We start from the raw sequence: 14,521 nt of genomic DNA on the forward strand, positions 1-14,521 counted from the left end.
GCCATTTGCAATCCGGGGCACCCCCGGCATGCTGCATAAGACCTTGACTTTGCGGGCCTTGCATGTCCATACGCGAGCGTATTGACGGGTTCTGCCCCAAACCACATACTCGGCCGTATGGTAGCCCAACCGACCACCGTCCCCTCCACCCGGCAGCGCCTGGCCTCGTACGACGGCCTCGCCCTGGCAACCCAGCACTGGCGCGGCGAGCGCGAGCCCGCGCTGGTGTTCGCGCACGGCTTCGGCCAGACCCGGCACGCCTGGAACGGCAGCGCCCGTGCCCTGGCGGGTCAGGGCTACGACGCCACCACCTTCGACGCGCGCGGTCATGGCGAGAGCGCCTGGGCAGCCGACGGCGAATACCATATGGAACAATTCGTCGGCGACCTCCTGGCCGTCACGAAGCACGCCACGCCCGCCGCGGGCCGCAAGCCCGTGCTGATCGGCGCCTCCATGGGTGGCCTGCTGGCCATGGTGGCCGCCGGTGAGCCGGAATACGCCGCGCCGTTCTCGGCCCTGGTGCTCGTGGATATCACGCCGCGCTGGGAGACGAAGGGTGTCGAGCGCATCCTCGGCTTCATGCGCGCCCACCCTGATGGCTTTGCCAGCTACGACGAGGCGGCCTCGGCCATCGAGGCTTACCTGCCGCATCGTCGCGAACGCAAGACGGAAGAACAGCTCAAGCCCCTGCTGCGCCAGGGCGACGATGGTCGCCTGCGCTGGCACTGGGACCCGGCCATGCTCGACGGCGTGGTCCACGAGAGCGAGCGCTACCAGCCCCGCCTGTTCGCCGCCGCGGCGAACATCCAGGTGCCGGTGCTGCTGCTCTCTGGCGCGCGCAGCGACGTGGTGTCCAGCCACACCGTCGACGAATTCCTCCGCGTGGTGCCGCATGCGCGTCATGTCTCGCTGGCCGATGCCACCCATATGGTGGCCGGCGACGCGAACGACGCCTTCACCCGCGAGATAGCACGGTTCGTCGAAACACTTTCCTGAGACGCTTTTCGTAGTAAACCCGGCATCGAGCCGAACGTAATGAGGTGACACCCATGTCTGCGATCCTGGTTGTGCTGGCGGCGCTCATCGCCTCCGGTGCATGTGCCTACCACCGCACGTCCCTTAAGACGTGGGCCATCGCCACGGCGGTGACGACGCTCGTCGTCGGCATCCTTGCCGGCGCCCCGGTCACCACCATCGTCCTGCTGATTTTGCTGGCGATCGTGGCCGTGCCGCTGCTGATGGTCGACTTCCGCCGCAAGAAGATCTCGGCGCCGCTGCTGTCGATGTTCGCCAAGGTCACGCCGAAGCTCTCCGAAACGGAGCAGACGGCGCTGGAAGCCGGCACCGTCGGTTTCGAAGGCGAGCTGTTCTCCGGCAAGCCGAACTGGTCCGAACTGCTGAAGCAGCCGAAGCCGGAACTATCGGTGGAAGAGCAGGCCTTCCTCGACGGCCCGGTCGAAGAACTGTGCGCCATGGTCGACGACTGGCAGATCAGCCACGAACTGGCCGACCTGCCGCCGGAAATCTGGGACTTCGTGAAGAAGCACAAGTTCTTCGGCATGATCATCCCGAAGAGCTACGGCGGTCTCGGGTTCTCGGCGCTGGCCCACTCGGCCGTGTTGCAGAAGCTGTCCAGCATGTCTGCCACGCTGTCTTCCACCGTGGCCGTGCCCAACTCGCTCGGACCGGGCGAGCTGCTGATGCACTACGGCAGCGATGAGCAGAAGAACCACTTCCTGCCGCGCCTGGCCGATGGCCGCGAGATTCCCTGCTTCGCGCTTACCGGCCCGTACGCAGGCTCCGATGCCACGTCCATTCCTGATTTCGGCATCGTCTGCAAGGGCACGTGGAACGGCGAGGAAACCGTCGGCATCCGCCTCACCTTCGACAAGCGCTACATCACGCTGGCGCCCATCGCCACCATCGTGGGCCTCGCCTTCCGCATGTACGACCCGGACAAGCTGCTGGGCGACAAGGAAGACCTGGGCATCACGCTCGCCCTGCTGCCGCGCGAAACCCCGGGGCTGCAGATCGGTCGCCGTCACTTCCCGCTCAACACGCCGTTCCAGAACGGCCCGATCCACGCCAAGGACATGTTCGTTCCGCTGTCCGTGCTGATCGGTGGTCCGCACATGGCCGGCCAGGGCTGGCGCATGCTGGTCGAGTGCCTGTCGGTGGGTCGTGCCATCTCGCTGCCGTCCAACGCCACCGGCGCCTCGCGCATGGCCGTGGCTGCCACGGGTGCCTACGCCCGCATGCGCAAGCAGTTCGGCCTGGCCATCGGTCGTTTCGAAGGCGTGGAAGAAGCCCTGGCCCGCATCGGTGGCCTCACCTACGCCACCCAGGCGCTCTCGCGTGCCACGGCCGCTGCCGTGGACCGTGGCGAGAAGCCGGCCGTGCCCTCGGCCATCGCCAAGTACCACGCCACCGAATGGTCGCGTCAGATCGCGGCCGATGCGATGGACGTGCACGGCGGCAAGGGCGTGATCCTCGGCCCGAAGAACTACATGGGTCGCGGCTGGCAGGGCGTGCCCATCGCCATCACGGTGGAAGGCGCGAACATCATGACGCGCAGCCTCATGATCTTCGGCCAGGGTGCCATCCGCTGCCACCCATACGTGCTGAAGGAAATGCAGACGCTCGGCATCGCCGATTACCGCGAGCGCCTGAAGACCTTCGACAAGGTGCTGTTTGGCCACATCGGTTTCGGCTTCTCCAACGCGGTGCGCAGCTTAGTGCTGGGCCTCACGGCGGCGAAGATCGGCGACACCGCCGGCGATGCCTACACCCGCCGCTACTACCGCAAGCTCAACCGCTACTCGGCGGCGCTGGCGCTGTGCGCCGACGTCTCTATGGGCGTGCTGGGCGGCAAGCTGAAGTTCAAGGAAAAGCTCTCGGCCCGCCTCGGCGACGTGCTCTCGTACCTCTACATCGCCAGCGCGATGCTCAAGCGCTACGAAGACACCGGCCGTCCGGAATCTGATCGCCCGCTGCTCGCCTGGGCGTTCCACGAGTGCATGTGGCGCATCCAGAACGCGCTCGACGGCGTGATCCGCAACTTCCCGGTGCGCCCGGTGGCCTGGCTGCTGCGCGCCCTGGTGTTCCCGTGGGGCCGTCGCGAAGTGCCGCCGTCCGATCGCCTGGGCCGTCGCGTCGCAGCGCTCATCACGGCGCCCAGCGAAGCCCGCGATCGCCTGATGACCTGGTCGTACATCACGCCCACGGCCAACAACACGGTCGGCCGCATGAACGCGATCCTGCCTGACGTGATCGCCGCCGAGCCGGTGGAGCGCAAGTTCGTCAAGGCGCTCAAGAGCGGCCAGCTGCGCGCCCACACGTACAACGAGCAGCTGGTGGAAGCCGAGAAGCTCGGTGCCATCAACGCGGCGGAGCGTGAACTGCTCCAGCGCGTGCGCGATGCGGTGGCCGAATTCATCTCGGTGGACGACTTCGATGGCGACGAGCTGCGCGCCGCCGTAGTGCGCAAGGCCGAGAAGATGCAGGCGTCGAAGGCGGCGTAAGCCCCGACGACAACGCAAAATGAAAAGGCCGCGAGCAATCGTGGCCTTTTTTTAACCCCTGTAGGAGCGCGCCTTGCGCGCGACCGGTTGAAACGATATCGATGGATGCACCTCACGATACCCGGTCGCGCGCAAGGCGCGCTCCTACAGAAGCAGTTGTCTCCATGACGCCGGGTTACCGCTCGCACGGGAGCGACGTCCCATGGCCCGTCGCGCTCCCCAACGCGCCGGGGCCATTTCATCGCGCCGGTGCTGCTACCGGCACGATGTCCCCTGCCTGTCGATCCCGCACGAGCGGTAACCCGGCGTCACGGAGAGAATCAGTTGTAATCGAGTGTCAACATGGCCTGGGCGCCAATGCTGCCGGAAAGCAGAGGCACCGGCTTGCGGAAATACCTCGAAGCAAACGTCAGCAAGCTATCTCCTTTGATCGATGGTGTACTCCATGAGGTATTCATGGCGATGGGACGATCGTCACGTAGCAGTTGAAGCAATACGCCTTGCGCAGTCGAGTCGGCGGCAGGTGACAGCTCTGTACCAAAGTTGCCAGGATTGAGTGCGTCCTTCATTGTCAGGCGAAGGGAACGGCCATCCCCATCGCAGTGCAGGCCGACGGTGAAGCGTGCTGTGTTGGCTGCTGGTCCGGGTGCCGAAAGTTCGGAAGCAGCAATATCAGGCAATCGGAACGATACCTGGGACAGGCGACACGTGGGCTGCGTGACGTTGACGGCTAAACGCAGGCCGGATGGAATGGATATGCCAGGGTAGTCCTGAGGGGTGGTGGTAAAGGTCACAGCCAGTCGGTCCGGGACGGACGTCATCGCTGCTCCCCTGCCGACCACGGCGTACTCGAGATACGCTCCCCGCGAAGTGAAAACGTTGCCCGCAGAGGGTACTTCGCCAGGATTAAGAATGCTCGAGAGATTGGTCACCGGCACGCTGGCGCCTCCACCGGGAACGCTTCCGACATGCGTGACCAACCGGAAGATCAGTAGCGGTGATGAGGGCGTCATTTCATATCCCGTATACCAGTACCCTTCGTTTGGTACGATCGATACGGGTCGAAGGATGCCCTCGCCACGCGAGAAAATAGCGACCCGTTCCGTTAACGAGCAGCCGGAGAAATAATGGTCCTGACCACGCCCGGTCAGCAATGACCAGCCCTTCAGTACGCGCGTGGTGGGTGCATCCGCATCGATCGCCGCGATGGTGATGCGGTCGCCGTAACTGCCTCCGGTGGAGGCGCTGGTGCATGCCATGCTTTTCATTGGCGCCGATACGAGCCCTGCGACGATCGACGCGATGAAGCGATTGGCAAGGTGAAAGCGTCGAAGCATCATTGATAGTCGACCATCAAAGTGGCTTTTCCCCCAATGCTTCCCGAGAGAAATGCACCCGGCAAGCGGTAGTACCGAGCCGCCAGTTCCAGCGTGATGTTGCCTTTGACCGAAGGCGTGTTCCAAGACGTGTTCATGGCCAGCGGCATGCTTCCGCGCAAGATCTGCAGCCTGACGCCTTGTGCCGTGGAATCCGCGGTAGGGGCCAGTTCCGTAGCCGCATTTCCCGGTGTGGTGGCATCCCTGATGCTGAAGCGAAGCGTTTTCCCTGCCAGGTTACAGTCCATTGATACATCGAAGCGTTTCGAATAGGCCGATGGACCGGGAGCAGACAAGGTGGTTGCATCGATATCGTCGAGCTTGATCGCCTGGTCGGGAAAGGCGCAGGTGGGAAGTGGCAGGGTGATGGTCTGGTTGCTGGTAGGGCGGAGCGTCAGAGAAGGATAGTCCACCGGTGTCATGCTGAAGGTAAGGCGACCGGATGCTGCGGTCATGAGGCTGCCGCGTGCAACGATTCGATAGCGTATGAATGTCGCTCTACGGGTTTCCGTGTTACCCGCAGGAGGTATGGCCCCGGCACTGATGATCTCGTCAATGTTTCGCACGGGTGTTTCCGTCTGCGATGTGCTTCCGCTTGCACCGATGATCGCGACATGCTGGAACATGTACAAAGGTGACGTAGGGCTGAGCTGGTAGAGGCCGTAGATCCGGCCGCCATACGCCAGGTCGGTAACGTAGGTGAGTGGCCCTGTGATATGGGCCACGATAGGTACGCGCTCATCCGGCGCACAGCCTGTGTAGTAGGAGCCAGTACCGGTCACCATCCAGTCTGAACTCGAAAGTTTGGTTCCCAGAGATGCTTCCCTGTACTCGATGGGGACATTGGTGGTGTGTCCAAAGCTTCCGCCTCCTGTCGTTCCGGTGCACGCGAGGACGGGCGAGGAGAGTAGTCCGAGAAAGGATATGGACGCGACCTTGCCGCCATGTTGTCCTATGGCGCGACAAAGAGAAATAGTCATGGGCTTGATGGTTACCTTCCTCATGGAAGAATCGCCGTTGTCGTATCCACCGTTGCGCCGTAGTCGTCGATCCACTGAAACGCCACCTTGCCAGCTTCAGGGCGTTTGTCGTTCCTCCCGTCACCGATCGCCATCCGCACGCTGGAATGCGGCGGAACCATCGCGGGTTCTTTCGTCACGCGGCCATCGGGAAGTGTCGCCTCGTTGATCGAGACGTAGTAATGGGTCGGATTGGTAACATCGATATGGTCGCTTTCAGCCTCGCTTCCTACCTGCCAGCGGAGTTTGCCGGCAGCGTCCCGCGGCAGGCCCTGTAGCGCGCTGGGCCTGAAAAACAGTTTGATCCGTGTACGTACTGCCAGCTGGAGCGTGTTCTCGCCCTGTGATGCTTCCGGCGCCGGAGGAATCTCGAGCACATTGAGGTAGTACACCGTAGCGCGATCGGCTGCCATGGGCTTGTCGGGCATGGGGAGATAGGTAAGACGCAGTGTCTGGCCCTGGCCCGGGTCCAGCCGTGTCAGGGGGGGAGTAAGCACGAATGGCACGCGGATCGTACGAGGGCGCGCATTGGCATCGCCATCGTCGATCCAGCTCTGAACCATGGCGGGTACCTTGCCCTGGTTGGTGATCTGGATCGTCTGCTCCTTGCTGCCTTCGTTGAAGACGACACGCGTGCCGCCTACGACCACGCCCGCATGAGCGGGCATGAGCGTGGACGTGGCGATCAGGCCGGCGCATGCCAGCAGGCGGATCTTCCGTGGAAACATGGTTGACCTCGGGGAAAGGGATGGAGCGCGTACCGGCGGCCGGGGTAGGCGGCCGCCGGTAGCGGATGGCTTACTGGTAGACGACGTCGAAGGTGGCGTTGGCGCGGATCGTGCCTTCACCGGCCGGGCCGGTGGCGTAATAAGCCACGGTATGGTCGAGCGCGATATCGCCGTTGGTCGTGTCCTTCCACGAGCTGGCGGTGGGCGCGGCGTTGAACTGCTGCACTTCACCTTCGGTGTTGTAGATGGCCAGCTGCACGTTGGTGGCCGTGCTGGTGGTGTCCGGCTTCAGGTGACCCGTGACCGGATCGGCAAAGTTGGCGCTGGTGAACTTCACCGCCACCTTGCGGCCAGACGCCGAGGTGCAGGTGAGCTTGATGGGCAGCACGTGGTGACCGGCAGTCTGGCCTTCGGCGGACAGGGCGCCAGCATCGACAGGGGTGAGGTTGACGGTGAGGTTGTCGGCGCCGGAGGAGGTATCGCAGGTGGACGCGACGATCTCGCCGGTGAACTGCACGGTGCCTGCCGTAGCGAACGTGGGCGCAAAAGCCAGCGAGGCGGCGAGAAGGAGGAGCTTGGTCTGCATGAGGTGACGTTCCTTGCGTTGATGAGGTGCGTTGGGCCCGGGTGGTGTGGGTCCGACGGCTTTCGCCCGGGCGGGAAGCCGTCGGTCGTGGAGGATCAGTCGTAGGAAACGATGACCGTGGCGGCACTGGAGACGCTGCCCTGGCGTACCTGCTCCACGCCGAGGCGGAAGTAGTACGCCAGTGCGGCGTACGTCACGGCACTGCCGGCAATCGGAAGGCTGACGCGAAAACCCGACGCGGAGAGGACATCGCGCCGCGTCGCGTCGATGAGATGCAAGGCGACGCCTTTTGCATCACCGATGTTTGCATACTGCGCGGCTGCCGGTCCCGTCGTCGTACCGGAGAACTGCAGATACGCATTGCGCACGCCACGGCAATTCACCAGACGAAGTTCGAACGGCGTTTCGCTCGACGGTACGGGCGCATCGTTCAACGAGGTGAGCTCGTCGGCGCGAAGCGACGGCATCGTCACGGATTTCGCGGCGTCGTCGACATGGACATCGCAGGTACCTGCCCGCACCTTGCCCTGGAACGTCAGCGAGCCGTCGGCCAGCACTGGCCATGGCATCAGCAAGGCCATGGTCAGAATGAGCGGGCAGGGGAAATGCGGCATGGCGGCGACCCGTCAGAAGTAGGTGATGCTGACGTTGAACGTCGTGCTGATGTCGCCAGCGGTGATCGACCCGGTGCTTTTCTTGAAGTAAGCCGCACACAGCGGAACCGACTGGCTGGCACTCGAAACGGTGACGGCACGCGTCGCTCCCGGCGTGATGTCATTGCCGGTGGCGGTGCACGACGTATGCCCCAGCCAGATGGCCGTATGCGGTGCAGCGGCCGTGGCCTTGTTCTTGAAGACAGTGGTGGTATCGGTATCGCGATCCGCCGTGGTGCCAAACGTAAGGTCGGCACGCGTGACGCCCGCACATCCCGTGAGCTGTAGCGTCAGTGGTGTATTGCTGGCCGCGATACGTCCGTTGGTGAGCATGTCTTTCGCCGACATCTCTGGCAGCGTTATCGTTGGGTTGCTTGGTGTGCAGGTGCCGGCCTTCACGCGTCCCGTGAGCCTGATGGTGGCTGCATTCTGGGCCTGTGTGGGCAGGGCGGTGAGCAAGGTGATGCCGAGGGCGGTCATCGTGAGCAGGGCATGTTTCGTCATGAAACGGTCTCGGTCGTGGAAGGATTTCAGTTGTAGGTGACGCCGACAGTGATCGTGGCACTGACGTCACCGGCAGTGACATCGTCGTTGCCCTTGTTCCAGTACGTAGCGCACATCGGCAGGGTCTGGTCGGGTCCGGTGATGAGCATGGAGTGGGTAGAGCCAGGTGCCTGCACCGAGCCACTGGTAGGGCAGGCGCCTGCGGCGTTGGCACGCTGCAACCAGATCGTCAGGTGAGGTGCCGGTGAGGTAGCGGTGTTGCGGAATGTGTCCGTCTGCCCCGGATCGTTGTCCGACGCCGAACCGAACGTGAATTTTGCCGAGGCGACGCCGGCGCAGCCGCTCAGTTCGATATCGAATAGTCTGGCACTCTCGGCCACTCGTCCATGCGCCTTGATGTCGCCGGCTGAAATTTCATCCCAGATCACGGCGGGGTGATTGACCACGCAGGTGCCAGCCGTGATCTTTCCGTTGAGGTTGATCTGACTGTCCGCAAGACCCGGGACAGGAAGACATAGCGCGCAGAACATCACCATCGCGATCACGGAAATACGCCGGAGTCGTCGATGGACATTGGCAGGAAAATGAGTTGTGGGACGCCTCATGTGGATGCCTCGTTCAGGGGGAGGGGGATCAGTGATAAGCAACACTGACGGCGATGGTTGCGCTGACATCGCCAGCGGTAACGTTGTTGCTTCCGGTGTTCCAGTAGGTGGCGCATAGCTTCATGACCTGGTCTGCGCTGCCGATGCCCCATGTGAAGGGTGATCCGGGCACAAAGGTCGAGTAATGCGCGGGACAGTTGCCCGACGTGTCCGTGCGTTGTATCCAGATCGACAGGTGCGGTGCCGGCGTGCCGGCGGTGTTACGGAACGTGTCTGTCTCGATGGGGTCACGGTCACTGACGGAGCCGAAGGTGATGGATGCCGACGACACGCCAACACATCCACTGAAACCCAGATCGAAGAACTTCGTACTGCGGGATAAGCGACCGTGTGCACGGATGTCGGCAGCGGACATCGGATCCCATGTCACGATGGGGCGGGTGACTTCGCAGGTGCCGGGGCTTACCTTGCCGCTGATGCTGACCTGGCTGTCTGCTCTTGTCGTACGCACGAACAGCATCTGAAGAAGTACCGCCATGGCGATACCTGATGTGATCTTGATCTTCACAGGGAAGCCTCCGACTGTACGGGTGGGCTTTCGATACGACCGGGATGACAGATAGCCTCTGTCATGCGCAGGCCGCTGGTGTCGGACGTTTCCGGCACGGCATAGTCGAGGCGACACTGCTCGGTATCGGCCTGACCGACCACCAACGTCTTGTGATCGCCCTGCACGCGAATCATGCCGCCCTGGCCCACCGTGCCCACCCGTTCGCCGGCTTCGTTGCGCACATCGCTACCGAAGGGAATGTCGAGCGGACCTCCCGGTGCCCTGGCATGGATATAGACGGTGGTATCGATCTTCGTGGCAAAGGTGAGCTTCACCATCGCGCCGGCCGTAGGAACCACCCGCTGGCTCGTCTGCAACAGCTCCACGTCGTGCGAGAGTCCCTGGGGATCGATGCTGACGCTGTTCCAGCGATAAGGCGTAACCTGCGGCACTACTGCGAAGCCGTTCCGTGCAACGCGGGTCTCGCCCTGGCCCACGTAGGCGCCCCGTGCGCCGCGGGCTTCCACGAGTACAAAGCCATCGCTGATGGTCGGACTGAGATTGATGCCGCCACCGTGGGCAACGATGGCGCCGGATGCACCGATCGCCGTCGTAGTGGCGTCCTGCGAGCGGGCCATCATGGCGCTCCACTGGGCCAGCGCGCTGGTGTACGACGCGCTGGCGTAGTACGAAGCGGAGTCGCCGCGTGTCTGCGAAGCACCGATGTTGTAGCCCAGGTTGCCGCGATCCCCGGCGGTGCCGTTGATAGAAGCCTGCGCACTCGTATCGCGGCGGCTGCGCTGCAACGATGTGCTGAGGCTGGGTGCGCGGCTGCTTCCGCCCAGCGGCATGCTCAGGGTGAACTGGATGCTGTTGTCGTTGCGGCCGACGATATCCCGCGTCCGCATTGCCGAGATGCTGTAACTCGCTGTGCGAACGGCGCTCTGGAAGCCGATCTGATAATCGGTCTGCGTGCCACGGCTCGACCAGTAGCGGACATGACCACCACTGATATAAAGCGAAGACCTGTCGCCAAGCCGTTGCGAAAGGTTGAACTGAAATCGCCGTTTCGCACGCGACAGCGTATAGCCCACATCTTCCCCGCCACGTGACTGCGCGGTTTCCGCCAGCGTGTAAAAACCTTCCGTACTGTAGCGATACGCCGCCAGTCCGAAGTTGGTGCCCGCATCGGCGAAGTTGCGCTGGTAGTTAAGGCGGAAGCTGCTGCCGTTATGGCTTCGGCGGCGTTGCAAGGTCGCGCGCGCCACGGTCATGTCGGCGCCGAACGCACCCCATCGCGTATTGATGGCGCTACCGGCCAGTACCGCGCGGTAGTCGTTGCTGAGCTGCGCGCCGCCGATAAGGGTCAGGTAATTGTTCATGCCATGCGCCCAGGTTCCTTCGGTGAACAAGGGCTTGTTGCCACCTCGGGACTGCGTCATGCGCAAGCGACCGGCAGTGACACTGAAACGGGAAACACCTTCACGCAGTGCCTGGGGAACGGCAGCAAAGTTCACGGTGAAGCGCTGCTCGCGACCGTCGGCCTCGTGAACGGTGACTTCAAGGTCACCGCCATAGCTGGTCGGGTAGAGATCGTTGATCTCGAAGGGACCGGGAGCGACGGTCACCTCATAGAGGACATAGCCATTCTGGCGGATGGTGACACGCGCTTCGGTCGTTGCCATGCCGCGAACCACGGGCGCATAGCCGCGCAGCGCATCGGGAAGCATGCGATCATCGCTGACCACCTGGGCGCCGACGAAACCCACGCCATCAAACAACAGGCCACTGGTATAGCTCTGTCCCACCAGAAGCTGGCTTCGCCAACCGGGAAGATCACGCTCCAGTGAATTGGTGAACGACTGGTAATGCGTATCGGTGCGCGTGCTGTACTGAAGCGATCCGCGATGACGAAGCCGCCAGGCACCGAGGTTCAGTCCACCCATGAGGCTCGCATAGGCATTGGTATTCCCGCGTGTCCGTTGGGCATTCAGCGTGTAATCGAGAAACGACGCTGTCTCGCCGTAGTTCCAGAGCACAGGATCGACATAGCCCCGCGGATCATTGGCCATCACAGCCTGGGGAAGGCTGAGGCTGAGGCGAAGTGCATGACTGTCGTAGGTGGCAGTCGCATCGGGAACGAGTGCCTTGAGGTCGATGCAAGCGGCCTCACCGGAGGGTGCGTTCGCCAGTACATCCGGACGGACACCTGCAACCGTGAGCAGGTTGATCGTGAGGCAGGGCGCTGCATGATCGGGAACATCGGTGGATACGAAAACGATCTCCCGTCGATCCAGCACGACGCCGTTGACGACAAGATCCAGCTGCTTCGGCCCGGCCTCCACAGGATTGCCAGCGGCATACCGTGAGAGATCCACTTCGTCGCCGTCCATGAGGAAAGCACTATTGAACGTAATGGCGCTTCCACCTGGCGCTGCCGAAGCGTCTGCTGCGCATACAGGGTCGGCAGCCGACAGCAGGGCAGCGGCGATGGCCAGGGTAAGAGCGTTGTAATGGACCGGCCTGAGCGGTTTTTGGCCGCAGCAGTCCCTTGCCCCGTTTGTCACAGGCATGTCGCGCACTCGTCGTTCCATTGGTCTGTGTTGCACGCCATCGCGTTGCGCATCGATGGATGCACGACGTGGATGCAGTGATGGCGGTGATCCTCCCCGGGCAAGCGAAGGCTTGCCACGTCGCCGGACTGGGCCGGCTTGAGGAAAAGATTAGGGGTAGGGGATTTATCTGACTATTAGGACTTGTCCTAAAAACTAGTGGCTATTCGGCAAGTTTGTGATGTGCGACACACTGTCGTGTGTTGGTAGTTTTTCTCATTGAATGGTTTTGTTGCGTGTGATTGGGGTTTGTTGTTGCGCAGTTGTGTGGGGTTCGTTCCGTAGGGTGGGCTCGCCTGTCGGCCTCGCGCTCGGCGCGTGAGCGTGGCGGCGAACGAGGCGACGGGGGCGGCCCTTGGCGCTCCGGCTTGCGGTGTCCCTCGGGAAAGGAGGAGCCGCTGCGCGGCTCAGTGTCTTATGGCTTCGCCCCTTCGGGCACGGGGAGCGTGCGGGGTTTTTCGACTCGGCTCCTGCCTCGGCGAAAAAGGCCGGCCTTCCTGGCCGGCCCCCTTCGGGCCTTTTCCGCCCGCTCCCCTCACCTCCATCAAGTCGCGCCAAGGGCCGCCCCCGCCGCCTCTCCACACGTGATCGCAGGCTGTTGTAGGAGCGCGCCTGCGCGCGACCGGTTGTTGCGAACACCATCATCGTTTCGATACCACCGGTCGCGCGCAAGCACGCTCCTACAGGGATGCGGTGTCGCACGATGGAGCGCCGATGCGACCGGCGCCACCTCACGACTAACCTGGCGTAACTACTGTCGTGTAGGAGCGCGCCTGCGCGCGACCGGTTATCGCGAACATCTTCATCGTTTCGATGCATCCGGTTGCGCGCAAGGCGCACTCCTACAGGGATTGTGTGGCGCTGGATGGATATCGAAACGATCGGTGCCAAAGCCGATGCAACGTCATCGTGTTTGCTGGCAAACCGAGGCGCAGGGTTCCTGCGTGCGCAGGAACGACGGGGGTGATTTTTGAGAATATTTCCATACCCAAACGCATCCGCAATTTGCTACGGTGTGCGCGTTGTCTGCTCGTTCGTTGATGGCTCGGCAGACAACCATCGCTCGACGTATCGAGAAAGACGCGGAACGGAGGTGCGCTAACACCTCCGCCCGCTGACCAAACCAACCGCTTAGGAGTTGATTATGGCTGTGCCAAATCTTAAGGCATTCTCACACCCACCGTCTGTCCCGGACGGTCCAGGGACGTCCTAAACGCTCGTCAGGACGCGGCTAACGCCCGCGTTCGTCCTGATTCCTCACGGTTTCTGGCTCTGCCGTCGCACCCGGCGCGTAGCGCCCTGCTCGTGAGAAAACCGGACAAAACGCGGGAATCGTGAGATCTCGTCGCCCGAGTCGATGAGGGGCACGGCCCTTGGCGTGCCCCGCTCGGAAGGCGGCGTACCAGGGAAAAACCAAACCATGAGTGATCCGAAAGACGATGGCGTCCTCGGCGAGGGGAGCTTTGGCCTGAATGTCGAGGCCAGCATGGATACGTTGATGAATGACGCGACCGCGTGGCAGGCGTATGCCGAGGCGATGCAGTCCGTCCTTGCGGAGTACATGGCCGAAACCGAATTGCCGAATCAACGCTGTGTGGCCCGGGCGATGTCGGGCGTCAATGTGCTGTATCGCATGGGCCTGCAATGCACCAAGCAGGCGAACGTGCGGCGCATGTGGGACGAGGTGCGTGCGCTGGGAGGCGCGAAGTGATCGTGGGGCTATGGGAAGTGGGTGTCGCACTGGTGTTGCTGGTGGTGAACCTGCTTATCTACATGAGCAGTTATGGCAAGTCCTGTTCGCTGGCGACGGGGGCGCGGATGTTTTCGGTGTTGTCGTTTGTGGCGTTTATTGCCGGGTCGTTTGCCGTGGGGGATATGGCGGCGCATGGGTGTCTGCTGCCGCGGGAGGAATGGCCGGGGATGGTGTTTGAAGCGGCGAGTGCGGGGTTAGTGGGCGCGTCGCTGGGGGCGGTCTGGCTTTGGGGGATGTCGCGGTAGGAAGCGATGCACCCGACGACACCGTATCCCTGTAGGAGCGCGCCTTGCGCGCGACCGGATGCATCGAAACGATGATGGTTTTCGCGACAACCGGTCGCGCGCAGGCGCGCTCCTACAAGATCACCGTGAGATCGGTAGAGGCGGCGGGGGCGGCCCTTGGCGCGACTTGATGGAGGTGAGGGGAGCGGGCGGAAAAGGCCGCGTAGCGGGGCCGGCCAGGAAGGCCGGCCTTTCCTGCCGAGGCACGGGGCGATCTCAACCGGTCGGTGCAACACCAGCGTCTAATCGGGACGGAGGTGGGCATCATGAGCAGAACAGTCAGGCTTTGGCATCATTTATCGGCAGCCGAACGCAGGCAGATCTGGGCGG

13 protein-coding genes are annotated in these 14,521 nt (G+C 62.8%); 4 read left to right on the top strand and 9 right to left on the bottom strand.

Features of this window, described 5'->3' with window-relative positions; genetic code table 11:
* Positions 1-117 precede the first annotated feature (117 nt).
* A complete protein-coding gene (locus HBF25_RS19705) occupies positions 118-996 on the top strand; it encodes an alpha/beta hydrolase (protein ID WP_166951735.1) in 879 nt (292 codons plus the stop codon).
* 53 nt (positions 997-1,049) lie between these two features.
* Positions 1,050-3,521: an acyl-CoA dehydrogenase gene (locus tag HBF25_RS19710; protein WP_166951738.1), complete on the top strand. Its 2,472-nt coding sequence runs from the start codon at positions 1,050-1,052 to the stop codon at positions 3,519-3,521.
* 320 nt (positions 3,522-3,841) lie between these two features.
* Here the strand turns inward: HBF25_RS19710 and HBF25_RS19715 are convergent, their stop codons facing one another.
* From HBF25_RS19715 to HBF25_RS19755, 9 genes are all read right to left on the bottom strand, one after another.
* Positions 3,842-4,861 carry a fimbrial protein gene (locus HBF25_RS19715; RefSeq protein ID WP_166951740.1) on the bottom strand — a complete coding sequence of 340 codons (1,020 nt, stop codon included), beginning with the start codon at positions 4,859-4,861 and terminating at the stop codon, positions 3,842-3,844.
* On the bottom strand, positions 4,858-5,901 hold the full coding sequence (locus HBF25_RS19720; protein ID WP_166951743.1) for a fimbrial protein: 1,044 nt from the start codon (positions 5,899-5,901) through the stop codon (positions 4,858-4,860). Before HBF25_RS19720 ends, HBF25_RS19715 begins: the two co-directional genes overlap by 4 nt.
* A complete protein-coding gene (locus tag HBF25_RS19725; RefSeq protein ID WP_166951746.1) occupies positions 5,898-6,644 on the bottom strand; it encodes a fimbrial biogenesis chaperone in 747 nt (248 codons plus the stop codon). Before HBF25_RS19725 ends, HBF25_RS19720 begins: the two co-directional genes overlap by 4 nt.
* 70 nt (positions 6,645-6,714) lie before the next feature.
* Positions 6,715-7,230, bottom strand: a complete 516-nt coding sequence (locus HBF25_RS19730) for a fimbrial protein (RefSeq protein ID WP_166951749.1) — start codon at positions 7,228-7,230, stop codon at positions 6,715-6,717.
* 95 nt (positions 7,231-7,325) lie between these two features.
* Positions 7,326-7,844, bottom strand: a complete 519-nt coding sequence (locus HBF25_RS19735) for a fimbrial protein (RefSeq protein WP_166951752.1) — start codon at positions 7,842-7,844, stop codon at positions 7,326-7,328.
* A 12-nt stretch (positions 7,845-7,856) separates the two neighbouring features.
* Positions 7,857-8,387: a fimbrial protein gene (locus HBF25_RS19740; protein ID WP_166951755.1), complete on the bottom strand. Its 531-nt coding sequence runs from the start codon at positions 8,385-8,387 to the stop codon at positions 7,857-7,859.
* 26 nt (positions 8,388-8,413) lie between these two features.
* Positions 8,414-8,992 (bottom strand): fimbrial protein, encoded by a 579-nt coding sequence (locus tag HBF25_RS19745; protein ID WP_166951758.1) that lies wholly within the window; start codon positions 8,990-8,992, stop codon positions 8,414-8,416.
* Positions 8,993-9,020: 28 nt separating this feature from the next.
* Positions 9,021-9,560: a fimbrial protein gene (locus HBF25_RS19750; RefSeq protein ID WP_166951761.1), complete on the bottom strand. Its 540-nt coding sequence runs from the start codon at positions 9,558-9,560 to the stop codon at positions 9,021-9,023.
* Positions 9,557-12,115 (bottom strand): fimbria/pilus outer membrane usher protein, encoded by a 2,559-nt coding sequence (locus tag HBF25_RS19755; RefSeq protein WP_166951763.1) that lies wholly within the window; start codon positions 12,113-12,115, stop codon positions 9,557-9,559. The genes HBF25_RS19750 and HBF25_RS19755 overlap by 4 nt, the downstream gene beginning before the upstream one ends.
* A gap of 1,459 nt (positions 12,116-13,574) precedes the next feature.
* Here HBF25_RS19755 and HBF25_RS19760 point away from each other — a divergent pair.
* Positions 13,575-13,865, top strand: coding sequence for a hypothetical protein (locus HBF25_RS19760; RefSeq protein WP_166951766.1), 291 nt, complete (start codon positions 13,575-13,577; stop codon positions 13,863-13,865).
* On the top strand, positions 13,862-14,152 hold the full coding sequence (locus HBF25_RS19765) for a hypothetical protein (protein ID WP_166951769.1): 291 nt from the start codon (positions 13,862-13,864) through the stop codon (positions 14,150-14,152). Before HBF25_RS19760 ends, HBF25_RS19765 begins: the two co-directional genes overlap by 4 nt.
* Positions 14,153-14,521: the final 369 nt, after the last annotated feature.

It is taken from the genome of Luteibacter anthropi, from assembly GCF_011759365.1.
In the GTDB taxonomy this organism is placed as follows: Bacteria; Pseudomonadota; Gammaproteobacteria; order Xanthomonadales; family Rhodanobacteraceae; genus Luteibacter; species Luteibacter anthropi.

Bases quoted from the DNA above. Each gene is read 5' to 3' on its own strand.
- HBF25_RS19705 (WP_166951735.1), top strand. From the start codon at position 118: ATGGTAGCCCAACCGACCACCGTCCCCTCCACCCGGCAGCGCCTGGCC.
- HBF25_RS19710 (WP_166951738.1), top strand. From the start codon at position 1,050: ATGTCTGCGATCCTGGTTGTGCTGGCGGCGCTCATCGCCTCCGGTGCA.
- HBF25_RS19715 (WP_166951740.1), bottom strand. From the start codon at position 4,861: ATGATGCTTCGACGCTTTCACCTTGCCAATCGCTTCATCGCGTCGATC.
- HBF25_RS19720 (WP_166951743.1), bottom strand. From the start codon at position 5,901: ATGAGGAAGGTAACCATCAAGCCCATGACTATTTCTCTTTGTCGCGCC.
- HBF25_RS19725 (WP_166951746.1), bottom strand. From the start codon at position 6,644: ATGTTTCCACGGAAGATCCGCCTGCTGGCATGCGCCGGCCTGATCGCC.
- HBF25_RS19730 (WP_166951749.1), bottom strand. From the start codon at position 7,230: ATGCAGACCAAGCTCCTCCTTCTCGCCGCCTCGCTGGCTTTTGCGCCC.
- HBF25_RS19735 (WP_166951752.1), bottom strand. From the start codon at position 7,844: ATGCCGCATTTCCCCTGCCCGCTCATTCTGACCATGGCCTTGCTGATG.
- HBF25_RS19740 (WP_166951755.1), bottom strand. From the start codon at position 8,387: ATGACGAAACATGCCCTGCTCACGATGACCGCCCTCGGCATCACCTTG.
- HBF25_RS19745 (WP_166951758.1), bottom strand. From the start codon at position 8,992: ATGAGGCGTCCCACAACTCATTTTCCTGCCAATGTCCATCGACGACTC.
- HBF25_RS19755 (WP_166951763.1), bottom strand. From the start codon at position 12,115: ATGCCTGTGACAAACGGGGCAAGGGACTGCTGCGGCCAAAAACCGCTC.
- HBF25_RS19760 (WP_166951766.1), top strand. From the start codon at position 13,575: ATGAGTGATCCGAAAGACGATGGCGTCCTCGGCGAGGGGAGCTTTGGC.